Origin of the sequence: Lysinibacillus sp. FSL K6-0232, assembly GCF_038008325.1 — a bacterium.
Classification (GTDB): Bacteria; Bacillota; Bacilli; order Bacillales_A; family Planococcaceae; genus Lysinibacillus.
Window position 1 is genome coordinate 2,088,806 of record NZ_JBBOYW010000001.1, and the last position, 23,513, is coordinate 2,112,318.

The 23,513-nt window shown below is 40.3% G+C and carries 24 protein-coding genes and 2 riboswitches; of the genes, 11 read left to right on the plus strand and 13 right to left on the minus strand.

The features are described 5' to 3' along the window. Positions 1–31 precede the first annotated feature (31 nt). The 3 genes from MHB42_RS10200 to MHB42_RS10210 all read left to right on the plus strand — a co-directional run bounded on the left by MHB42_RS10200 (position 32) and on the right by MHB42_RS10210 (position 2,151). Entirely contained in the window at positions 32–370 is a 339-nt protein-coding gene (locus MHB42_RS10200; protein ID WP_340805940.1) for a DUF485 domain-containing protein, read from the plus strand. Beyond that, positions 367–1,911: a solute symporter family protein gene (locus MHB42_RS10205; RefSeq protein ID WP_340805941.1), complete on the plus strand. Its 1,545-nt coding sequence runs from the start codon at positions 367–369 to the stop codon at positions 1,909–1,911. The genes MHB42_RS10200 and MHB42_RS10205 overlap by 4 nt, the downstream gene beginning before the upstream one ends. Before the next feature lie 63 nt (positions 1,912–1,974). Then, the gene (locus MHB42_RS10210; protein ID WP_340805942.1) at positions 1,975–2,151 is read left to right on the plus strand and encodes a hypothetical protein; all 177 of its coding nucleotides are present in this window, start codon (positions 1,975–1,977) and stop codon (positions 2,149–2,151) included. A 26-nt stretch (positions 2,152–2,177) separates the two neighbouring features. Here MHB42_RS10210 and MHB42_RS10215 read toward each other — a convergent pair whose 3' ends face one another. The 8 genes from MHB42_RS10215 to parE form a co-directional block, all read right to left on the minus strand. After that, the gene (locus MHB42_RS10215; protein WP_340805944.1) at positions 2,178–2,927 is read right to left on the minus strand and encodes a TatD family hydrolase; all 750 of its coding nucleotides are present in this window, start codon (positions 2,925–2,927) and stop codon (positions 2,178–2,180) included. Beyond that, on the minus strand, positions 2,917–3,666 hold the full coding sequence (locus MHB42_RS10220; protein WP_340805945.1) for an ABC transporter ATP-binding protein: 750 nt from the start codon (positions 3,664–3,666) through the stop codon (positions 2,917–2,919). Before MHB42_RS10220 ends, MHB42_RS10215 begins: the two co-directional genes overlap by 11 nt. Then, complete coding sequence (locus tag MHB42_RS10225; RefSeq protein ID WP_340805947.1) at positions 3,641–4,414, minus strand: ABC transporter permease; 774 nt, start codon at positions 4,412–4,414, stop codon at positions 3,641–3,643. The genes MHB42_RS10220 and MHB42_RS10225 overlap by 26 nt, the downstream gene beginning before the upstream one ends. Beyond that, the gene (locus tag MHB42_RS10230; RefSeq protein WP_340805948.1) at positions 4,414–4,704 is read right to left on the minus strand and encodes a thiamine-binding protein; all 291 of its coding nucleotides are present in this window, start codon (positions 4,702–4,704) and stop codon (positions 4,414–4,416) included. The genes MHB42_RS10225 and MHB42_RS10230 overlap by 1 nt, the downstream gene beginning before the upstream one ends. A 1-nt stretch (position 4,705) precedes the next feature. Beyond that, complete coding sequence (locus tag MHB42_RS10235; RefSeq protein ID WP_340805949.1) at positions 4,706–5,710, minus strand: ABC transporter substrate-binding protein; 1,005 nt, start codon at positions 5,708–5,710, stop codon at positions 4,706–4,708. A gap of 180 nt (positions 5,711–5,890) precedes the next feature. Further along, a riboswitch (TPP riboswitch) is annotated at positions 5,891–6,001 on the minus strand. 82 nt (positions 6,002–6,083) lie between these two features. Continuing rightward, entirely contained in the window at positions 6,084–6,848 is a 765-nt protein-coding gene (locus MHB42_RS10240; RefSeq protein WP_340805951.1) for a coiled-coil domain-containing protein, read from the minus strand. 192 nt (positions 6,849–7,040) lie between these two features. Beyond that, on the minus strand, positions 7,041–9,482 hold the full coding sequence (gene parC / locus MHB42_RS10245; protein ID WP_340805952.1) for a DNA topoisomerase IV subunit A: 2,442 nt from the start codon (positions 9,480–9,482) through the stop codon (positions 7,041–7,043). Further along, positions 9,479–11,455, minus strand: a complete 1,977-nt coding sequence (gene parE / locus MHB42_RS10250) for a DNA topoisomerase IV subunit B (protein WP_340805953.1) — start codon at positions 11,453–11,455, stop codon at positions 9,479–9,481. The genes parC and parE overlap by 4 nt, the downstream gene beginning before the upstream one ends. A 445-nt stretch (positions 11,456–11,900) precedes the next feature. On the opposite strand from parE, the gene plsY reads away from it, so the two are divergent. From plsY to MHB42_RS10280, 6 genes are all read left to right on the plus strand, one after another. After that, positions 11,901–12,503, plus strand: a complete 603-nt coding sequence (plsY, locus tag MHB42_RS10255; RefSeq protein WP_340805955.1) for a glycerol-3-phosphate 1-O-acyltransferase PlsY — start codon at positions 11,901–11,903, stop codon at positions 12,501–12,503. Between the two features lie 22 nt (positions 12,504–12,525). Further along, the gene (locus tag MHB42_RS10260; RefSeq protein WP_340805956.1) at positions 12,526–12,816 is read left to right on the plus strand and encodes a HesB/YadR/YfhF family protein; all 291 of its coding nucleotides are present in this window, start codon (positions 12,526–12,528) and stop codon (positions 12,814–12,816) included. Between the two features lie 110 nt (positions 12,817–12,926). Beyond that, positions 12,927–14,453 carry a spore germination protein gene (locus MHB42_RS10265; protein ID WP_340805957.1) on the plus strand — a complete coding sequence of 509 codons (1,527 nt, stop codon included), beginning with the start codon at positions 12,927–12,929 and terminating at the stop codon, positions 14,451–14,453. Between the two features lie 3 nt (positions 14,454–14,456). Beyond that, positions 14,457–15,644, plus strand: coding sequence for a Ger(x)C family spore germination protein (locus MHB42_RS10270; RefSeq protein ID WP_340805959.1), 1,188 nt, complete (start codon positions 14,457–14,459; stop codon positions 15,642–15,644). A 15-nt stretch (positions 15,645–15,659) separates the two neighbouring features. Then, the gene (locus MHB42_RS10275; RefSeq protein WP_340805960.1) at positions 15,660–15,893 is read left to right on the plus strand and encodes a hypothetical protein; all 234 of its coding nucleotides are present in this window, start codon (positions 15,660–15,662) and stop codon (positions 15,891–15,893) included. A 20-nt stretch (positions 15,894–15,913) separates the two neighbouring features. Further along, entirely contained in the window at positions 15,914–17,023 is a 1,110-nt protein-coding gene (locus tag MHB42_RS10280; RefSeq protein WP_340805961.1) for a GerAB/ArcD/ProY family transporter, read from the plus strand. A 32-nt stretch (positions 17,024–17,055) separates the two neighbouring features. Here the strand turns inward: MHB42_RS10280 and metA are convergent, their stop codons facing one another. Beyond that, the gene (metA, locus tag MHB42_RS10285; RefSeq protein WP_340805963.1) at positions 17,056–17,991 is read right to left on the minus strand and encodes a homoserine O-acetyltransferase MetA; all 936 of its coding nucleotides are present in this window, start codon (positions 17,989–17,991) and stop codon (positions 17,056–17,058) included. A gap of 98 nt (positions 17,992–18,089) precedes the next feature. Further along, positions 18,090–18,199, minus strand: a riboswitch (SAM riboswitch). A gap of 202 nt (positions 18,200–18,401) precedes the next feature. On the opposite strand from metA, the gene MHB42_RS10290 reads away from it, so the two are divergent. Then, positions 18,402–18,773, plus strand: a complete 372-nt coding sequence (locus MHB42_RS10290; RefSeq protein WP_340808574.1) for a nucleotide excision repair endonuclease — start codon at positions 18,402–18,404, stop codon at positions 18,771–18,773. Positions 18,774–18,836: 63 nt separating this feature from the next. On the opposite strand, the gene MHB42_RS10295 is transcribed toward MHB42_RS10290, so the two are convergent. Then, positions 18,837–19,619, minus strand: coding sequence for a TrmB family transcriptional regulator (locus MHB42_RS10295; protein WP_340805964.1), 783 nt, complete (start codon positions 19,617–19,619; stop codon positions 18,837–18,839). A gap of 104 nt (positions 19,620–19,723) precedes the next feature. On the opposite strand from MHB42_RS10295, the gene MHB42_RS10300 reads away from it, so the two are divergent. Further along, on the plus strand, positions 19,724–20,491 hold the full coding sequence (locus MHB42_RS10300; RefSeq protein WP_340805965.1) for a TSUP family transporter: 768 nt from the start codon (positions 19,724–19,726) through the stop codon (positions 20,489–20,491). Between the two features lie 35 nt (positions 20,492–20,526). Here the strand turns inward: MHB42_RS10300 and panF are convergent, their stop codons facing one another. The 3 genes from panF to MHB42_RS10315 form a co-directional block, all read right to left on the minus strand. Beyond that, entirely contained in the window at positions 20,527–21,975 is a 1,449-nt protein-coding gene (panF, locus tag MHB42_RS10305) for a sodium/pantothenate symporter (RefSeq protein ID WP_340805967.1), read from the minus strand. Next, positions 21,975–22,232 (minus strand): YhdT family protein, encoded by a 258-nt coding sequence (locus tag MHB42_RS10310; RefSeq protein ID WP_340805968.1) that lies wholly within the window; start codon positions 22,230–22,232, stop codon positions 21,975–21,977. The genes panF and MHB42_RS10310 overlap by 1 nt, the downstream gene beginning before the upstream one ends. Positions 22,233–22,448: 216 nt before the next feature. Next, on the minus strand, positions 22,449–23,429 hold the full coding sequence (locus tag MHB42_RS10315; protein ID WP_340805969.1) for a diaminopimelate dehydrogenase: 981 nt from the start codon (positions 23,427–23,429) through the stop codon (positions 22,449–22,451). Between the last annotated feature and the right edge of the window lie 84 nt (positions 23,430–23,513).

Genomic DNA, 23,513 nt, shown 5'->3' on the forward strand with positions numbered 1-23,513 from the left:
GCAGAAAAAAAACACAAAATGGGGAATGTTAATGGCGAACAATCAAACAAAAAAAGAAGTCGTAATTGATTATGAGGCAATTGCAAAGCAAGAGTCATTCAAGGCACTTGTACGAAAGAAAAATTCTTTCCTGTGGTCTATGACTGTCATATTTTTAGCAGCTTACATGATGTTACCAATTTTGACATCATATACGGAAATTCTACACCAAAAGGCATTTGGGGAGATTACTTGGGTGTGGATTTACTCTGCAGGACTATTCCTTATGACATGGGGGTTATGTCATTTATATGTAGCGAAGGCAAATAGCTATGACAAAGAAGCAAAGGCGATTATTGCCGAATATGAAAACGGAGGTGGCCGCCGATGAGCTTTACAGCTATATTTTTCTTCGTAGCCATTGTTGGTTTAACATTAGTTGTTACATGGTGGGCATCTAAGCGCACATCTTCAGCAAGTGATTTCTACACTGCTGGTGGTGGTTTAACAGGCTGGCAAAATGGACTAGCTATTGCAGGTGACTATTTATCTGCAGCATCTTTCTTAGGGATAGCTGGTGCAGTCGCATTATTCGGATTTGATGGTTTCTTCTTCTCTGTTGGTTATTTAGTAGCTTACTTAGTGGTATTATACATCGTAGCGGAGCCATTACGTAACCTTGGGAAATTTACATTAGCTGATATGATTACAGCGCGCTTTAATAATGCAAAAGTTCGCGGAACGGCGGCTTTAAGTACAATTACAATTGTTTTATTCTACATGATTGCACAGCTAGTTGGTGCAGGAGCACTTATTCAATTACTTTTAGGAATTGACTATTGGATCGCCGTATTAATCGTAGGTGTGATGATGACAACCTACGTACTATTCGGTGGTATGACAGCAACATCTTGGGTACAAATTATTAAAGCCTGTCTTTTAATGTTAGGTACTGTGATTATTTCCTTCTTAGTATTACTGAAATTTGATTTCAGTATTGCGACAATGTTTAGAGAAATGGCAACGGCTACGGATAACGGTGCAGCATACTTAAATCCTGGCTTACGCTATACAAACGGTATTGATACAATTTCGATGTTAATTGCCTTAGTAGTAGGTACTGCAGGTCTACCACATATCCTAATGCGCTTCTTTACAGTAAAAGATGCACAAACAGCTCGTTCATCTGTAATTTGGGCTACTTGGATTGTAGGTTTATTCTATATATTAACAATCTTCTTAGGCTTCGGTGCAGCAGCATTCGTTGGAAAAGAAGATATTATTGCAGCTAACCCTGCTGGTAACATGGCTGCTCCACTTCTTGCAGACGCACTTGGTGGCGATATTCTATTCTCATTCGTTTGTGCGGTAGCATTTGCGACAATTCTAGCGGTAGTAGCAGGTCTTGTACTTTCGGGTGCATCTGCCCTATCTCATGATATTTATGGTCAAATTATTAAAAAGGGTAAAATTTCAGAGAAAGAGCAAGTGCTTGCAGCTCGTATCGGCTCAATCACAATCGCTGTTATTTCTATCCTATTAGCACTTGGTGCACAAACATTAAACGTTGCGTTCCTAGTATCGCTTGCATTCTGTATTGCGGGTTCTGCTAACCTTCCAGTAATTATTTACACAATTTATTGGAAACGCTTTAATACAGCGGGTGCTGTAACAGCGATGTTAACAGGGTTAATTTCAGCATTAGCGATCGTAGCTGTATCACCAAACGTATGGAATCCAGTTGAAGGTGCTGCTATTTTCGTTGGTGAACCGTTAATTATGTTAACGAACCCAGCCCTTATCTCTGTACCACTAGGCTTCCTTGGTGGCTTTATTGGCACATTGCTTTCTAAAGAAAGTGATGAAGCGAAATATCGTGAAGTGGATGTTAAAGCAAACACAGGTATTTCTGTACAGGACGTATCTCACTAATACATGTAAGCACCTCGTAAGTATCATACTTACGAGGTGTTTTTTAGAAAGGAAGGCATAAATATGTCACAATCAAAGGCAAAGAAGAGGCGCAAGCATATAAAGCGCACAAGCGGCAAGGATGTTGAAAAGCATCGTCAATCTACCTCATTTAGCACACATGAACGAATCACCAAAACAAAGCGTGAGCAATTGGAACAGGGGCACACTAAATATAAAAAGCAGTATCAGCACGATTAAATCGTTACCGATACTGCTTTTCAGCGTTAAAGTTGATAGAAATTTTTTGTATTTTGCATCAGTATATATGCCGCTTCCTGTGCAGTTATCCCCTTGATCGCCGCAATCATCCGAATGGTTGAATGCATCATCCATGGCGCTGTACGCTTACCTGCAAAAGGCCCCTCAAACGGCCATGGACCATCTGTTTCCACCATCATCAATTCAATCGGATAAGCTTGAATTAATTGCTGAATCTCTTCCTCATATAAGCAATCAGGCGTGATGGAAATAGCGTAGCCATGCTGAATCAGCCGTTGCACCACTGCCTGATCCCCTTTAAACCAATGAAAATGCGCTCGCTGAACCTGATGCTTTTCAAGTAAATCACAGGCAATCATCGCATCCTCATACACTGCATGTAAAATAATTGGTTTACGAAGCTCCTTTGCCAAGACAATAAAACGCTCTAGCAAAGCGATATAGGGAGCATTGTCAATCGCCTGTTCCTGCCTTAAATAGTACGGTAAGCCTACCTCACCTACTGCGACCATATGATCCTGATAACGACGAATCCACTTAAACAATGCATCCTCATCCATCTGACTAAGTACAGGCTGCTCGGGATGAAAGCCAAATGCTGCCTTTACCTTGCTATACATTTTGGCTAATTGGTGTGTTCTTTGGCAGGAGGATAGCTCCATACTCACAGCAATCACAGCGTCTACCTCATCCAGCAAGGAAGGAATTTCTTCATCCTTATATTGCTCTAAATGAATATGCGCATCAATCAGCATAGATATCCTCCTTTTCTTCCTGTAAGTATGTAAATAGCTGCTGCTTCAATGCTGTAAATGCAGCAGAATGGCGAATCTCTCCTTGCCGTGGTCTAGCAAATGGCACAATAATTTCTTTTTTGATGGAGGCAGGGCGTTTCGTTAATATAAGAATACGATCCGCTAAAAAAAGCGCTTCCTCAATACTATGGGTGACAAATAAAATCGACTTACGATATTGCTCCCAAATAGATAAAAGCCATGCCTGCATTTCAAGTCGTGTAAATTCATCCAACGCTGAAAATGGCTCATCTAAGCATAAAATAGGCTTATCACTCACAATGGCACGGATAAAGGATACACGCTGCTGCATCCCCCCTGATAGTTCATGGGGATATGCATGGATAAAGGAAGCAAGTCCAACCTTTTCTAACCATGCCTTGGCACGCTCTCTATCGGGCTTACCTGTAAGCTCCTCCACAATCGTGACATTCTCTATAATCGTCCGCCATGGCAACAAAGAAGGCTGCTGCGGCATATAGCCAATCGTTCCCCGCTTGTGCTGAATAGCCTCACCATTTAATAAAATTGCCCCTTGATCAATGGACGATACACCACCAATTAATTGAAAAAGTGTGCTTTTGCCACTGCCTGAAGGCCCAATAATCGCCACAAACTCGCCATCCCTCACCTCAAAGGATATATCCTTAAGAACTTGAAGGGTATCAAAGGACTTAGCGATGTTTTGAATGCTCAGCATTATAGCCTCTCCCCTTCACCATAAATTTTTCAAGTAAACGAATGCTACTAAATAACAATAAGCTTAGCAAAACAATCGCAAAAATCGCCACAAATACCCGATCTGTGCGGAAGGAGGACTGTGCTAAGGTCATATATACACCAATTCCCTTTTTAGCACCAAGCCACTCAGCAATCACAGCGCCCATCACACTGTAGGTAGCCGCAATTTTAACCCCTGAAAAAATAGCTGGATAGGCATAGGGCCATTCGAGCTTCCAAAAGGTTTGTGCCTTGGATGCACCAATCATTTGAAAATAATGCTTTAGTGCAGCGTCAGTTTGACGAAAGCCATCCATCGTTGCAATCACAATAGGGAAAAAGCAAACCAGACAAATAATAATTAACTTTGGTAATAAGCCAAAGCCAAACCAAATAATAAGCAGTGGTGCTAAGACAAGAATCGGAATATTTTGCGACATAATAAGAATTGGATAAAACAATTCCCGAATAAATGTAAAACGATGCAGAATAATAGCAACGATAAGACCGCAGCCAATCCCAATAACAAGCCCTAATAACGCTAATTGCACCGTTGCTAAAGCATGTGGTATAAAGGTTTGATAGGACTGGAAGCCTTCTCGCACAATGACACTTGGTGCAGGCAGTAGCCATTGAGGAACTTCAGCCACATACACGATTAGTTCCCATATGAATAAGAGGAAGGCGATAAAAAATATCGTCCTTCCCTTGTGTAACGCTTGTTTCATTACTGATATTTCTCCGTTAATGTATGCATCGTAATACCAGATGGCTGATATAAAATTTTCACCTGTGTAATTACATTAATAGCACCAAGTTCAATCATTTTATCATTCATTTTCTCAATAATTTGCAGCAATGTTGATAGCTCCCCCTCCATTGTTGTTTCAAGCGGGTGTACCTCATACTTCACACCTGATGCATCAATAACAGCAATAGCCGCATCAACATAAGGAATAATATCCTCATATTTTTCTGTTTTCGGAATAATTTGTACACTAATTAATGAATTTGCCATATTAGTTTTTCTCCTTTTTCGGTAAGAAATCATTTGTAAAGGCTTGCTCAGCGTTAAAATCGCCCTCTAACACCTGATTGCTTGCCATCCACTTTGCATAGTTTTCCCAAACAGCTAATTTTTGCTCACCCCATTGTACAGCATCATCCTGATACTTATCTGCTAACCATTCTTGACTTTTATGTACCAGCTCTTTATCTAAGTCAGGAGCCGCTTCTAGTAAAATATCAGCCGCCTCGCTAGGATGCTCGATCGCATATTCATAGCCTTTTGCTGCCGCAGCGACAAAAGCCTTCACCGTATCAGGATTGTTTTCAATCATCTTTTCATTTGTTGCCAAGACAGGTGTATAATAATCAAGCTGCTCACTATAATCCGTTAAATACAACATATTAATCTTTTCTCCACGAAGCTCTGCCTCAATGCCTGTCCATGCATAATAAATCCATGCAAAATCAATATCCTTTTGCATCATGGTGAAGAAATCTAAATCGCCTGCATTCACAATATCAAGCTTATTGATATCTGCATCTTCCGTTTGCATTAAGGATTGCAATACCGCTTGCTCAAGTGGCGCACCCCAGCCACCATATGTTTTCCCTTCAAAATCCTTTGGCGACGTAATCCCCTTAGAGGCAAGAGAAGCAAAACCAGATGTATTATGCTGAATAATCGCAGCGATGGAAACAAGTGGCACATCCTGTATACGTGCCTGTGTAATCCCTTCCTGATAGCTTACACCAAATTCCGCCTTCCCAGATGCCACAAGCTGATCAGCTCCTGCCTCACCAGGCATTATAATCTCGACATCTAAGCCCTGTTCCTCAAAATAACCAAGCTTTTCGGCTACATAAAGCCCTGTATGGTTCGTGTTTGGTGTCCAATCAAGCACAACAGAAACCTTTTTCGGTGCATCCTTTGCTTGCTTATCCTCCTTCTTCTCACCACAGCCTACGAGTGCAAGCAGTGCAGCAACTGTCAATACAATAAATGACCATTTCTTCATGCGAAATCCTCCTAGTTTAAAATATAAAAGCGTTCATACAATGAATGTTAGTACCAGAAGAACATTGGCAAAATGCACGTGAAGCCTATTTATAACACCATCTATAACCACACGCTGCACCAAAATAAAAAACGTCTAGGATTTCTCCCAGACGTATCACAATCAGCTTCCAAAAATTTTCTTTTTTGAATAGATGTTCCCTACGCTGGTACGAGCCAAATCAGGTTCAAAGGGTCAGTGCCTATCGGACACAATCTCAGCTAGCAACTACTAGCCCCCCTACATTCTTTCACTATGAACTTTTCGTTGATTATTATACCCATAGATACAACAAGATAACAAGCATATTTTTATTCGTTCTGCTATGAAAGGCTTAAGCTTTTCTTTTTAATTGAAAAATATCACGGTCATGCTGCGAAATTTTAATATCGAAGTAGTCTAAATCTTCCTTTGTTGCTAATGTTGCTAACTTTGTCATCATTTCCGAATGATATTCAGATAATTTCCCCGTTTGCTCATAGACAAGATGCTGTTTTGCCTCTATGCCATCTAAGCGCTCATTTGTTTTCTTCTGCTCCGCTTGTAGACCTTGAATATCTATCTTCATATCCTGCATATCTGTTTTAATATTTAGGATATCTGTTTTTGTATCCTGAATATCCAACTTCATGTCTTGCATATCGGCTTTGATATTTAGAATATCTGTTTTTGTTTCCTGAATATCCGACTTCATGTCTTGCATATCGGCTTTGATATTTAAAATATCCGTCTTTGTTTCCTGAATATCGGCTTTCATGCCTTGCATATCTACTTTGATATTTAGAATATCTGTTTTTGTTTCCTGAATATCAGCTTTCATGCCTTGCATATCTGCTTTAATATTCAAAATATCTGTTTTTGTATCTTGAATATCGGCTTTCATGCCTTGCATATCTGCTTTAATATTCAAAATATCTGTTTTTGTTTCCTGAATATCCGACTTCATGTCTTGCATATCTACTTTAATATTCAAAATATCTGTTTTTGTTTCCTGAATATCTACCTTCATATTTTGGATATCCACTTTCATATCCCCGATATTCGTTTCCATACCTGTTACTTTTTGCAGCATTAATTCAAGTAATTGGCGATCTGTCATCCATAAGCTCCTTTCTTAGTTATTTTAAAATTTCCTATATTTTCGATGTATTGCCATAATCCGACACTATTTTATATCTCCCTATGTTTCTATCATATTATAGGCTATTCGGTGAGTAAAGCGAGGAATAGATAATTTTCAAGATAGAAAAAACACCGCCCTGTATCGTGATACTAGGCGGTGAACCTGTAACTAGCTTTCTTCTACGTCTTCTTTTTTGTCAATCACGACATGCGAAATGGCGCCATCTGTTGCAATATCAACCTTAAAGGAGCCGTTGGAATGACGGTCTGCACGTGTTAAAGCCCGTACATCCAAGACCTCCTGTACACCTTTTTCCGTTTCAATAACCACCCGCTCCTGATCGGTAGCCTGCACAACGGCAACAATACGGTGTGGATTTGCTTTTAACTCGGTCAAGACCTTAAGCCCGCGTTTTGCTCGGCTTGCCATCTCAACTTCCGTCACATTCATTTTCTTAACAGCTCCGCGCTGTGTCACAATAACAACATACTGTGTTACATCAGGCTGTAACACAGTGACACCCACTAAGGATTCTCCCTCCTTTAATGTGATCCCTTTTACGCCACCTGTTTTAACACCTGTTACAGGTAATTCTTCCATTGGGAAACGAATAGCATAGGCAGTATCCGTTGTGAGCATCAGCTCTACCTCATCTGTGACAGGTGCGGCATAAATCATTATATCGCCAGCCTTCACATTCATTGTTTTAATGGGCTTTGAATAACGAGTTACAGCATAATCGGCTAATGGTGATCGCTTAATTTGACCATCCTTTGTTGCTGTAAGAATATATGTGTTTGGCTGCTCAAAAGTGGCAAAGCCATACGCAGCAATAATAGATTCATCCTCACCTGTTGGCACAATGCTAGATATATGCTGACCGAGTTCCTTCCAGCGAATATCAGGCAGCTCATGAACAGGCTGATAAATATAATTGCCTCGATTTGTAAAGAGTAATAGATGGTGCTGTGTATTTAACGTTGCCTCATACAATAAATAATCCGAATCCTTCATGGCACAATCTTGCCCATTGGAAGCGGCATGTGAGCGTGTGGATGTACGTTTAATATAGCCATCCTTTGTTACAGTGACCACCACTTCCTCACTTGGCACAAGCACATCTAACGTAATTTTAATTTCTTCAATTTCCTGCTCAATCTTCGAGCGGCGAGGTTCTGTAAAGCGTTTCTTAATATCTAGCAACTCTTGTTTAATAACGCGCACAAGCTTAGCCTCACTTTGCAGAATCCCCTCTAGCTTCGCAATTAATTTATTCAGCTCTTCCTGCTCTTTACGCAGCTCTGTAATATCCGTATTTGTTAAACGGTATAATTGCAAGCTAACAATTGCCTCTGCCTGCACCTCAGTAAAATCGAACTTCGCTTGTAAATTCTGCTTGGCATCCTTTTTATCATTAGAAGAACGAATCGTTGCAATGACTTCATCTAAAATAGATAGTGCTTTAATTAGCCCATCAACAATATGTGAACGATCCTTTGCTTTTTGTAAATCGTAAATAGAACGATTTGTGACAACTTCCTTTTGATGGGCGATATAAGCATCCAATAACAATGGTAGGGTCATCATCGTTGGACGACGATTATGAATGGCAATCATATTAAAATTGTAAGCAATTTGTAAATCGGTTGTTTTAAATAAATACTGTAAAATGCCTTGCCCTGGCACATCTTTTTTCAGCTCGATGACGATACGTAAGCCTGTACGGTCGGATTCATCGCGAATTTCGGCAATTCCTTCTAGGCGCTTATCGACGCGTTGCTCATCAATTTTTTTCACAAGATTTGCTTTATTGACATCGTATGGCAATTCCGTAATAACAATTTGCTCCTTGCCACCCTTAATCGGCTCCACAACAGCCTGTGCGCGTACAATAATTTTGCCACGACCTGTTTCATAAGCCTTTTTAATGCCTTCAACACCTTGAATAATGCCACCAGTTGGGAAATCAGGTCCCTGAATAACCGTCATTAATTCATCCACTGTAGCAGTTGGCTTGTCTAAGCGCATTAAAACAGCATCTAACACCTCATCTAGTGCATGTGGTGGAATATCTGTGGCATAGCCAGCAGAAATCCCTGTTGAGCCATTGACCAATAAATTTGGGAAGCGTGCAGGTAGCACCGTTGGCTCCATATCCTGATCATCAAAGTTCGGCACAAACTCTACCGTTTTCTTACCGATATCTCGCAGCATTTCCGCCGCAATCGTAGAAAGTCGTGCCTCTGTATAACGCATCGCAGCAGGCGGGTCCCCATCCACTGAGCCATTATTTCCATGCATTTCAATCAGCATATGACGCGCTTTCCAATCCTGACTCATACGTACCATCGCTTCATAGACAGAGCTATCGCCGTGTGGATGGTAATTCCCAATCACATTCCCGACGGTTTTAGCCGATTTACGGAATGGCTTATCATGTGTATTGCCCTCTGTATACATTGCATATAAAATACGGCGCTGTACAGGTTTAAGACCGTCACGTGCATCAGGCAACGCGCGGTCTTGAATAATATATTTACTATAGCGACCAAAACGGTCACCCATTACTTCTTCTAAAGGTAAATCTTGAAACTTTTCCGTACTATTCATGCTTGGCCCTCCTCCTGCTGGATGAATTCATTGTCTAAAATATTGACATCATCCTCCATGCCGAAATCGACATTGGCTTCAATCCATTTACGACGTGGCTCTACTTTATCGCCCATTAATGTTGTGACACGTCTTTCTGCTCGTGCACCATCCTCGATTGTGACACGAATTAATGTACGTGTTTCAGGGTTCATGGTTGTATCCCATAGCTGGTCTGCGTTCATCTCACCAAGCCCTTTGTAGCGCTGTAGTATGTAACCCTTACCCACTTTTTTAATGGCCTTTTGTAAATCGCTTTCTGTCCAAGCATATTCAACCACTTCTTTTTTCCCTGTTCCTTTGGACACTTTATACAATGGTGGTAGTGCAATAAAGACCTTGCCTGCCTCAATAAGTGGGCGCATATAACGATAGAAAAACGTTAATAGCAGCACTTGAATATGAGCCCCATCCGTATCAGCATCGGTCATAATCACAACTTTATTGTACGCTGAATCTTCAACGGAGAAATCTGACCCAACACCTGCGCCAATCGCATGAATAATCGTTGAAATTTCCTCGTTTTTCATAATATCTTGCAGCTTTGCCTTTTCGGTATTAATGACCTTCCCGCGCAATGGTAAAATCGCTTGGAATGTGCGATCACGACCTTGCTTCGCGGAGCCGCCCGCAGAATCGCCCTCGACCAAATACAGCTCGTTTCTAGCAGCGTTGCGTGATTGTGCAGGCGTTAATTTTCCTGATAAAATCGTGCTACCCTTTTTATTTTTCTTGCCATTTCGTGCATCCTCACGCGCTTTTCGAGCCGCCTCACGCACTTGCTGGGCACGAATCGCCTTTCGCACAAGAGATGCCGATAATTCTGCATTTTCCTCCAGCACATATAAAATTTGCTCAGATACAACACTATCTACGGCAGAACGAGCTTCACTTGTACCAAGTTTACCCTTTGTTTGTCCTTCAAATTGCAGTAAATGCTCTGGAATTCGCACAGATACAATGGCTGCTAGACCTTCCCGAATATCCGTTCCTTCTAGGTTTTTATCCTTTTCCTTCAGCAAGCCAATTTTTCTTGCATACTCATTAAATACACGTGTGAGTGCCGCTTTTGCACCTGTTTCATGTGTGCCACCATCACGCGTACGCACATTATTGACAAAGGATAAAATTGTTTCCGAGTAGCCATCGTTATATTGAAAGGCAAATTCTACTTCAATATCATCTTGGATACCTTCTACATATTTTACAGGATGTAGCACATCCTTTTCTTCATTCAAATACGCAACGAAAGCTTCAATGCCGTTCTCATAAAAGAACACATCCTTTTTGCCTTCCTCGCGCTCATCAATTAATTCAATTTTTAAGCCCTTTAATAAAAAGGCTGACTCGCGTAAACGCTCTGCTAATGTATCATAGTTAAATTTCGTCACAGAGAAAATTGTTTCATCTGGCAAAAAACGAACAAGTGTTCCTGTTTGCTTTGTTTGTCCGATGTCTTCAAGCGTTGTCACAGGATGTCCACCATTTTCAAAACGCTGACGATAGATTTTCCCGTCACGATGAATCGTTACCTCTAAAAACGTTGATAGCGCATTCACAACAGAAGAGCCTACACCATGCAAGCCGCCGCTTGTTTTATAGCCGCCTTGCCCAAATTTTCCGCCAGCATGTAACACAGTAAAAATAATTTCAGGCGTTGGCTTTCCCATTTTATGCATCCCTGTCGGCATCCCACGCCCAAAGTCACGCACACTTACACTTTGATCATTGTGAATCGTGACAATAATATGAGCCCCAAAGCCAGCCAGCGCTTCATCCACCGCATTATCTACAATTTCATACACAAGGTGGTGAAGTCCACGGCCATCCGTTGAACCGATATACATGCCAGGTCGTTTGCGTACCGCTTCTAATCCTTCTAATACTTGTATGGCGTCATCATTATAGACGCTCGGTGACTGTTTATTCGTCAAAAAATTCCCCTCCAAAAAACAAACGCATGTTCTATTACTATTCTCATCCTAATCAATCATAGCATTTCCTGTCAAGCACTAGCGACAAGTCGTTGTTATTTTACTTTGTATATAGTAAACATCTGCAACACTTGCTTAAAATTGGGATTTCAACAACACAGCTAGCTACTTATCGTCCGTATCATTTGACGAACCCTTTCATATTTAGTTGCAAACATTTGAACGGACAAACTAGCGTCAGACTTCTATTCTATCAAAGGAATGATCGATTGACAAAATGACCATTATCCCTATATTTACCCAATTACTCTCTAGTAGTTGGATTATCTATTGAATTCAAGGCTTGCTACGAATTCTCCTTCCGAACATTGTAGATTCGCAAGAAAAAGTGTAAAATACTTGTGACAAACTATTCGTTATCAAGTGAAGGAAAGGAATCCACCTTATGATCAATGGACTTATTATTTTATGCGCTTATCTAATCGGCTCTATACCTTCTGGATTATGGATAGGCAAACTTTTTTATCATACAGATATTCGTGAGCATGGCAGTGGGAACCTAGGTGCAACCAATACCTTTCGCATCTTAGGGAAAAAGGCAGGCATTGTTGTAACAATCATGGATGTTTTAAAGGGGACAGCTGCTGTTTTATTAGTGGCATTGCCTTTTTTTGCAGATAGCTCCATCCATCCATTAATGCTTGGCTTGGTTGCGGTAATTGGTCATATGTTCCCTATCTTTGCCAATTTCCGTGGCGGCAAAGCAGTGGCAACATCAGCAGGGGTATTGCTTGGTTACTCATGGCCGCTCTTCGTTCTGCTCTTTATTACATTTATTGTGACATTAAAAATCACAAAAATCGTTAGCTTAACATCTATGATAGCCGCATTAGTAGCACTTATTTATGCAATCGTTTATTATTTTGTTACAGGCGATTATGCATTAGGTATCCTAGTAGCCTTTTTATTTACCTTTATTATTTACCGTCACCGTGCTAATATTGCCCGTATTAAAAATGGCACGGAGCCAAAGGTCAAATGGCTTTAGGAAAAGAGAGGAGCATATACGTATGAACATTGCATTAACAGATCAGGCATTACAATGGTTTAAACAGGAGATGGAAGTGGAGCCTGGCGATACGATTCGCTTTTATGCTCGCTATGGTGGCTCTAGCCCATTTCATGAAGGCTTTTCACTTGGGATGACACGTGAAGAACCGATTGCCATTGGTGTGCAAACCGTGGTTGATGATGTAACCTATTACATCGAAGAAAAAGATTTATGGTTCTTTAACGAGCATAGTTTATATGTAGATGTTGATACAAGTAACGATGAATTACAATACGACTATCGTACATAAGCAGTATATCGCTAAGATATATTGCTTTTTTTAATGTCTACTATCGTTTATCTCCCGCTAAAATTGTCTATTCTATAAATAATGACTGTCCTAGTTGAGGAGGAACACGCATGACGATCTCTCACAATACCGATACCTCCCCATTATATACATCACTATCTAAAAATCTGCAAACAATTAAGCATGCACTCGGTCATAGTAATGACCTTATGATACGTGAAATAATCATTGATAGCGTAGATCACTACACCCTTGCTGTTATTTCGATTGATGGCTTAGCTGATAAAATGATGATTGCAGATGATACTATTGATAAATTAACAGCCCATATCGAAGAAGAACAGCAGATTGATATAGCCACAATTCAGCAATACATTGGGAATGCCTATTTAACAGTTGGTGATATTGCAAATATCGAGCATTTTACAACATTGTATCGAGCGATTTTCAATGGTGAAACTGTCATTCTTTTGGACGGCTTTGCAGCAGGCATTGCTACCAACACGAAAAATGTGAAAGATCGCGCTGTTACAGAGCCATCCACCGAATCTGTTATTCGCGGACCAAAAGAAGCCTTTACAGAAACATTACGGACCAATACAGCATTAATTCGCCGAAAAATTAAAAGCCCTAACCTTTGGATAAAATCTCGTGTTATTGGTGATGTGACACAAACCAATATAGCTATCATGTATATCAATGGCATTGCTAATGACAAAATTGTCGCTGAAGTATTAGCACGTTTAGACCGTATTCAGACAGATAGCATTTTAGAGAGCGGCTATATTGAGGATTATATACAAGATGAGAAAAAATCGATTTTTCCTACTGTCTACAACTCTGAGCGTCCCGACGTTATTGCAGCTGAACTGCTTGAAGGCAAAGTAGCGATATTGGTCGATGGTACACCCTTTGTATTAGTTGTACCTGCATTATTCACATCCTTTCTACAATCAGCAGAGGATTACTATCAGCACTGGTTTATTAGCACGCTCATTCGTATATTACGATTTTTTGGTATTAGCTTAGCCTTAGTTGCCCCTTCACTTTATGTAGCTATTACAACCTTTCACCAAGAAATGCTGCCAACACCCATGCTGATTAGTATCGCCTCCCAACGAGAGGGTGTGCCCTTTCCAGCCGTCGTGGAAGCATTAATTATGGAGGTTGCCTTTGAAATATTACGTGAGGCAGGACTTCGTATGCCAAGGACCATTGGACCTGCTGTATCCATTGTTGGTACGCTTGTTATTGGGCAGGCAGCGGTTGATGCAGGCGTTGTATCAGCAGTAATGGTGATTATTGTAGCCTTAACAGCCATTTGTAGCTTTTTATTTCCAGCATATGGCTTATCGAATACCATTCGTGTGCTACGCTTCCCTTTAATGATTGTGGCAGCCATGTTTGGCTTATTCGGTGTTATGTTTGGCATTATGCTGATCATTCTTCATTTATGTAGCATTCGTACATTTGGCGTGCCTTATTTAAGCCCATTTGCACCGTTTATCACAAAGGATCAAAAAGATGCATTTCTATTGTTCCCACGCAGTCGATTGCTGACACGACCTCGCTTGATTAATCAAAAAAACATCGTTAGAGGACGTTCCTATATCACTCGTAAAGGACGAAAGGAATAAGTAATGACAAAAATAAAAAAAATTGGCTTACTATGCATCCTGACCTTGCTATTAGGTGGATGCTGGAGTAAACATGAATTAAATGAATTAGCGATTGCTATAGCACTTGGTATTGATAAGGTCGGAGATGACTATGAAATCACCGTGCAAATTGTTGACCCTAGTGAAATTTCCGTGCGTCAAGTTTCTGCGCAACGCTCCCCTGTCGTTACATACCATACAAAGGGAAAAAGCATCTTTGAGGCATTGCGAAAAATGACAACACTTGCAGCAAGAAAGCCCTATTTTTCGCACCTGCAAGTCGTTGTGCTAGGAGAAGACCTTGCCAAAGAGGGCATTCAGGAACCGCTCGATTTTATTGCGCGCGATCATGAGTTTCGCAATGATTTCAATGTGATTATGTCTTATGAGGCGACAGCAAAGGAAGTATTAAATGTCCTGACCCCCATTGAAAAAGTACCTGCTAATAAAATTGTCAATTCTCTTCGAACCTCTGAACATGCCTGGGGCTCAATCATGACAATTACTATTGATGAATTAGTCAATACCCTGAATAACAAAGAGAAGGGCACTGTTTTGGCAGCTATTGAAATTCAAGGTGATAAGAAGCTAGGCATGGACCAAACAAATGTACAACGAATCCAAACACCCGTATTATTGCGTTATGCAGGCTTAGCCGTTTTAGAGGAGGGGCGATTTGTAGGCTTGCTGTCAGAGGAAGAAAGCCGAAGCATTGGCTTTTTAAAAGATAGCATTCATAGCACGGCTGAAATCATTGCCTGCCCTGAACAGGGATCATTATCAACAGAAATTATACAATCTGACACGAAGGTAAAGGGATCTTTTGAGCGGGGACAGCCTAAAATAGCTGTGCAAATTCATATTATTCAAAATGTGGCAGAGGTGAAATGTACCATCAATCTTACAGAAGATACAACCATTCAGACCATTAATCAAATAACCGCACAAGATATTCAACAACAAATTGAGCAAGCATTAGCAACTATTCAACAATACTATCAGGTCGATATTGTAGGATTTAGCAATGTTCTACACCGAGCTGATGCAAAGCAATGGAAAAAAATCAAATCCGATTGGGCTACTATTTTCCCAACATTGCAGGTTGATGTAAAGGTCGATGTGCAAACCCAAGGATCGGGCACTATCCAAAATTCAATAACCAACAAGTGAAAGGAGACAGGATAGATGATTTTGGCAAGCGTCGTTTTAATAATTTCTATCATAATTGCCTGCCAATGGATACCCAAGCTAAAGCAGCAGCAAGCACTAAACACCATGATCGTATTTTCCCTTCTTTTACTCATTGGCACTGTTTTAAATATGGGTATTTTCCTAAAAATCAAAATACCTAGCCCATTCGACGGTATTACTTTTATCCTTTCACCCCTTAAAGAATATATTGTTTCATTCACCAAATAAATAGTTGGAGGCATCATAAGATGGAAAAAGAAATCATTAGCACAAGACAATTTACCATTATTACCATACTCTACTCCATCGGGACAGCTATTTTAATTATACCTGGTAGCATTGCTAATGCTGCCAAGCAGGATGCATGGATTGCTGCGATTATTGGTGTCATAATCAGTTTACTAAATGTAAAATTATTTATGACATTAGCCAAGCAAACACCTACACTAACGTTTGTTGAGGCAAATAAGAAAATTTTAGGACGCTTTTTTGGCACAATGACAGCGCTATGCTTTGTCATCGTGACCATTCTTTCAGCAGGCGAATTATTATATTTTATTGGGATTTTTATGCAAACGGAAATCATGCCCGAAACACCTATGATGGCTTTTGCCCTGCTGTTTAGCATTATTATTATGTATGCAGCTTACTTAGGTATTGAAACATTTGTACGTTCGGCAGAAATTCTCTTTCCACTGTTTCTCTTTATTTTTATTTTTTTCGTGATTTGTATTACACCACAGATTACATTGGACAATATACAGCCCGTGCTGGAGGCGTCGAAGACATCCATGCTGTATAGTATTATGCGCTTTTTAAGTATCTTTTCCTTTCCATCAGTGCTGCTATTGATGCTCTATCCCCTGACAGTCAATGTCCAACATTCTGTGCAGAAGGGCTTTTATATTGGTACAATAATTGGTGGCATTGTATTAACAACAATGGTTACACTGTCCATACTTGTCTTAGGGCCAGATAGTACAACCGCTCGAACCTTCCCTAGCTATGCACTTGCCCAAAGAATATCCATTGGTTATTTTTTAGAACGTATTGAGGTATTGATAGCTGTTATGTGGATTATCTCCCTTTATATTCGCTCATTTATGTACTTCTATACAAGTGTTGTCGGGCTTGCGCAAGTGTTGAACATTAAGGATCATCGACCACTCATTTTGCCAATGGGCCTGATAGTCATTGGTCTATCGCAAATTCTTCATCCAAGTATTGTTCATTCCAATAACTACAATAATGAAATTTGGCCCATTTTATCATTTATTGTAATGATTTTACTACCTATTATAATGCTTATTGTCGCTGTCATACGCAAGTCGAAGTTACAAAAAAAAGAAGAAGTCTAATTTCTGCGTGGAAATTAGACTTTTTAAATGGCTTAAATATGGAATTCAATTTCATCCACAAAGTCCCATTCGTACGGTGTTTCTTGGTAAACATAGTAGTTCAGCCAGTTTGAAAACAATAAATGCGTATGAGCACGCCATGTATTAATCGGTGCTTGTGCTGGGTCATCATTTGGGAAATAGTTGACAGGCACTGCCGTATCAAGCCCCTTCGCTATATCGCGATGATATTCATCCGCCAATGTTGTCGCATCGTACTCTAAATGACCTGTAATCATAATATTTTTATTATCCTTCGATTGGACGATAAAGACACCTGCCTCCTCCGAATAGGATAACAAGCGTAAATCAGGATGATTGCGTACCTCGTCAATGGATACAGAAGTATGGCGTGAATGCGGTGCTGTAAATAAATCGCTAAAGCCACGCACTAAATCAACCGTTAAATCAGTAATAACATGGGAATAAACCCCCGAGCATTTAGCAGGAAGCTCAAATTTCCCAATACCATAATGATGATAGAGTGCCGCCTGTGCCCCCCAACAAATATGAAGAACAGATGTAACATTCGTTTTGGACCAATCCATAATGTCCTTTATTTCTTGCCAATAGTTTACATCCTCAAATTCCATTTTCTCGACTGGCGCTCCTGTAATAATCATGCCATCATAACGGCGATGGCGAATTTGTGAGAACGTTGTGTAAAATAGCTGTAAATGTGATTTACTCACATTTTTCGATTTATGTGTAGCTGTATTTAAAAAGGTAATATTAACCTGTAGCGGCGTATTCCCTAGTAAACGTAATAATTGTAGCTCTGTTTTTTCCTTTTCAGGCATTAAATTTAAAATTAATATACTTAACGGACGAATTTGCTGTGTTCGTGCGCGGTCCTCTTCCATCACGAAGATTTTTTCCTCACGTAAATGTTCTCCAGCTGGTAAGTTTTTCGGAATATTAATTGGCATCTTGCATTCCCCTCTCTCTTTTCAGTAAAGCCTGCTTCAAATTAAAAAATCCCCCTCATTCCATACGAGATAGAATGAGAAGGATTTTTTCACGTCCACTCTTATCTCTCAAAGGAGTACCTTTGCTGGAATTAGCACCTTTCTAACAAATTGTTAGAGGTTGCTGAAGCGTCATCGGGCCAAATCCCTCAGCTTCTCTTGATAAGATTTATTTAACTATATCGAATTGTAGCATGAACTAGTAGGAATAGCAATAATTCATAGAATATTTTGTGATTCATTTGTATGTTCCCTATTTTATTGCCCCATACTAGGCTGTGTATATCACTTTTTCTAGATGAAATTTTATGGTAAGCATACCGTAATTATGTTATCATATAGCTTTAGGGATAGAGAGGAACGTGAAAAACTTGATTAAAATTGAATTTCCAAAACCAGATGTAGTCATTCGTCAGCGTGAGCAAGATGTAAAGCCTGGTGATGTGCCGATTACACCTTACCATGGATTTATTGACTTCCATAAAATCACACGCGAAAAAGGCGGCATTTTCTTATTTTATAATGAAAAAAATGAGCTATTATTTGTCGGGAAAGCTCGCAAAATTCGCCAACGTATTAAAAAGCACTTTGAAGACAATGTATCGCCAATGAAAAATCATCGTGATGAAATTTTTAAAATTGAAGTATATGAAATAGAAGACCCAATGGAACGTGAAATTTACGAAACATATGCCATCAATGTCTTCCGCTCCAAATACAATGTAGACAAAGTATTTTACTAAGAAAAGGTGAAATCTCTTGCAATAAGGGATTTCACTTTTTTTCTTGGCTTATATGCTAGAGCTTTAGTTGAGGAAAAAGGCTTGTCGCTCTTTAGTAATCCATTCCTCCAATGCTTGGTCATCGCGCTTGATTAAGCGATTGACCAGCACATCATGCCAAATATAATCCTCCAGCAAATAAATATGCACAGGGTCCGTTGTAATAAAGGCAATTTCCTGATTGGATGGTACATGCCCATAAATCATTTGCTGTCCATCCACTGACATAATAAACCAATGCGGTGTAGATGTTTTTTTTGTATAGCGTGTCATGCGATGCTGATCCAATGTAGCAATCGGGTTTTCCACATAGAAGGTAATGCCATGGATAGGCACACGCTGTGCTGCCTCTTGAATCGCTTCATCTAACGCCTCATACATATCCTCCCACATTGATAATAGCACCTTCTGCTTAGCATTTTGGAGCAGCGATTGACAATAGTTGATAATCGCCTCCTTGCCCTTTAACATAACGACTTTATGCTCCGCTTCCTGCTCTTTTGCTTCTAGCCTAGCTAACTTTGTACCAATGGATGTAAAATTAGCCTGCCAACGCTGCTGCATTTGCTGTAAAAAAACTGCGACAGGCAGTGCAGCATATATCGTTTGCTCGGCTGTTTCCTCCTTAAGCACAATCCCCTTGTCAACAAGGCTTGTTAAAATATCATAAATTCTAGCACGGGGTATTCCTGAATTTTTACTAACCTGATAGGCATTTACATGGCTATGCTGGACAAGGGCTGTATAAGCCTTTGCTTCATATTCGGTAAAGCCTAGCTCCTTTAATTGGACGATTAATTCCTCCATCAAATCCCTCCATTGCCTTTATTATAAACGAAAAAATGAAGGGTTTACAGCATTCATCAAATTAGTTACTATTCTAGTAGTAACTAATTTAGTGGGGTGTCAGCATGTTTTTCGATATAGATATACATATTCTTCTTTTATTAATTGCCTTTGGTTTTTTAGCAGCCTTTATTGATTCTGTTGTAGGTGGCGGTGGCTTAATTTCATTACCCGCTTTACTATTTGCTGGACTAAATCCAGCCGCTGCTGTTGCAACAAATAAGCTTGCAGGCTCGATGGGTTCACTTACCTCCACTATTTCCTTTTATCGTTCTGGGCAGCTTGAGATTCGCCCTGTTCTTAAATATTTTCCGCTCGCCTTTATTGGCTCATTGTTCGGCGCGTGGACCGTGCATTTAATCAACCCAGCACTCTTAAAGCCATTAATGCTTGTCATGCTGGCAGCGGTGGCAGTTTACACAATCTTTAAAAAGGATTGGGGCGCTGTGGCAGCCGTGAAAACTCTTTCGCGCACGCATTTACTGCTATTTATGGCTTTATTATTTAGCATTGGCTTTTATGATGGATTTCTTGGTCCTGGAACAGGCTCTTTTTTAATTTTTAGCTTTTTACTTGTAGGCTTTGATTTTTTAAAGGCTGCGGGCAATGCAAAGTTTTTAAATTTAGCAAGCAATGTAGCAGGTCTTTGTATGTTTGCCTACTTAGGGCAAATTCATTATGTCTATGGTCTTGTCATGGGGATTGCACAAATTGCGGGGGCTGTGGTTGGTTCACGCCTAGCGATTCAAAAAGGAAGCGGCTTTGTTCGTATACTATTTATTGTTGTTACAATAGCGCTACTTGCTAAAAATGCCTATGATTATCTAAAGTAAAAAAACGCCGCAGAAGCTTATTCTACGGCATTTTTTTATTCAATGATGAGCGCTGTATCTTTCACTTTATGATGTGTCAGCAAACTAACGCTGACAAAAATAAACAAGGATGCCATAATTGGAATCGTCACTGTATGCATGCCGAAAATAGAAGGGTAGTATCGATCAATAACAATATATAAGGTCATTCCTGCAATCATGGAGGCAATTGCTCCATATTTATTTGCCTTTTTCCAATACAGCCCTAGCACAACCGACCATATAAAGACTGCCTCTAGCCCACCAAAGGCAAATAAATTTAGCCAAATTAAAAAGTCTGGTGGATTCAGCGCAAAGAGAATAACCGCTAAGCCAATCACCGTTGTAACGATAAAGCTTACCCGTTTAATCTCTGTATCGTTCGCTGCTGGTTTTATATAATTTAAATAAATATCCTTCACAACTGTTGAGCTCACAAGCATTAATAGCGCATTGACTGTTGACATTGTAGCCGCCATTGGTGCAGCTAGTACAATGCCCGCTAAAAATGGCGGTAGCACCTTTAATGTTAGTAATGGCATCACCTTATCGCCAATTTCAATCCCCGGTAAGACAGGTCTTGCTAAAACACCAATTAAGTGCATCCCAAACATAATTGTCCCTATGGCAACCGTGCCAATGAGAATCGCAAGGTGCATACTTTTTGAATCCTTGTAGCTCATCGCACGTACAGCAATTTGCGGAAGCCCTACAACACCTACGCCAATTAAAATCCAAAATGTTGACACATAGAGCGGTGTTAAATCCCCCTCTGCCCCAAATGGTGATACAAAATTAGGGTTTTCAGCAACGAGTGAAGCCATAATATTGTCGATGCCACCCCCTGCCACAATGGTACCGATTAATAAAATAATTGTCCCAATCACCATAATCGTACCCTGAACAGTGTCTGTTAAGGCAACAGCTCGAAAGCCGCCAATAATGACATAAACTAAAACAGAAATCGCAAAAATAAAAAGTGCCGCTGTGTAGCTTAAGCCTGTTAATGACTCAATTAAACGTGCCCCACCTACCCATTGCGCCATCATTGCGGAAAATAAAAAGACAATAATACTAATAGCCGATACGATCACAATGGTATGGCTTTGATAGCGCTCTCGTAAAAAGTCGATTAATGTAATGGCTTGATAGCGGCGAGCAATAATCGCAAATTTCTTCCCTAGTATCATCAGCACAAAATAACCCGCAGGCAGCTGTGCCATTGCCAGCAATACCCAGCCAAGCCCTTTTGTATAAGCAACCCCAGGGCCTCCAATAAAGCTACTTGCACTGCCATAGGTCGCAATCATCGTCATCGCAAGGATAAAGCCGCCCATTTCACGGCCGCCAAGAAAATACTCCTGCAAAAAGGAATTGGAAGAGCGAATATGCTGATTAGCCCAAATACCAATACCAAAAATAATTATCAAAAATAATACCAATGGAAACACAACTTGCCAATGCATTAGCGATCCTCCTCCCCAAATGGAACCTCTTTAAAAAAGAGCTTCATCACAATCCAGATAAGCAGGATCATAAAGCCTGTCCCCGCAATACAGCTATAGAAAAACCATGCAGGAAATCCTAGGATATACGAATAATTTGCTGGATCACCTGCACCCAGCCCATACGCAAAGCCAAACCAAATGGCAAAATTAATGAGGACAAGTCCTATCCCAATAAGCGCCTCTTTATGCGCTATTCTAAAGCGTTGATCTTTCACACAACAATCCTCCTAACCTCCTCTATTTTACTGATATGTTTGCCTGATGGGAAGCATTGTGTTTTCAGAGCTCCTATTCGGACGGATTGAGTCCTATCCGTCGATTTAGCATGGCTATCCGTCAGTTTCATAGTTCTATCCATCACTTTTGCATTTCTATCCACGCCATAAAAAACCCTAATTATCAAATAAATGATAATCAGGGCTCGTTGAGAGTTATAGTAATTCCTTGCGTAGTTCAGCTGCTGATTTTGGTGATAGCAGACCGAATGGGATATCGAATACTGTTTTCGCGCCCTTATCACCTGCTTGGCTTAGGCGATGTGCTGCACGTGCATAGGCTACTAATACACTAGATGTGAAGTTTGGATTACTTTCAAGCTTTAATGAGAATTCAAGAATTTGTTTATCGTTAGCGCCACTCTCACCGCTGCGAATAACGAAGCCACCATGCGGCATACCTGTATGATTTGCTTTAAACTCTTCTTCAGAAATAAAGTTGACTGTTGTGTTATACTCATCAAAGTAGTTTGGCATTGTCACAATTTCTTGCTCAACTTTTGCTGCATCTGCGCCTTCTTCTAGCACAACCCAGCATTCACGGGCATGTTTTTCACGTGTTGATAGCTCAGGGTTTTCACCGTTACGTACACGCTCTACAGCTTCTTTTATTGGTAATGTGTATTGAACAGCATTTTTAACACCTTCGATACGACGAACTGCATCAGAGTGCCCTTGGCTTAAGCCATCTCCCCAGAACGTATATGTTGTACCAACTGGTAAGACAGATTCTCCTAGTAGGCGATTTAACGAGAATAAACCTGGGTCCCAACCCACTGAGATCACAGATACTTTCCCAGCTTGCTGTGCCGCTGCATCAACAGCCTCGAAAAATTCAGGAATTTTCGCATGTGTATCAAAGCTATCAATTGTATTAAACCATTGTGCAAAATGCGGACCTTGCTCTGGTAAATCTGTTGCAGAGCCACCACATAAAATCATAACATCAATGTCATTTTGGAATTTTTCTGCTTCATCTACTAAATATACACTAGCATTACTTGCTACGTTAACTGTTGAAGGATCACGGCGTGTAAACACCGCTACTAATTCCATATCTGGATTTTGTGAAATGGCATGCTCCACACCACGTCCTAAATTTCCATATCCTACAATACCTACTCGAATTGCACTCATTCAAATTCCTCCTAACGATTTCGTGACTATGTGAAAACCTTCACGTTAAATCTACATACAATAATACTTCGCGTTAGGAAAATT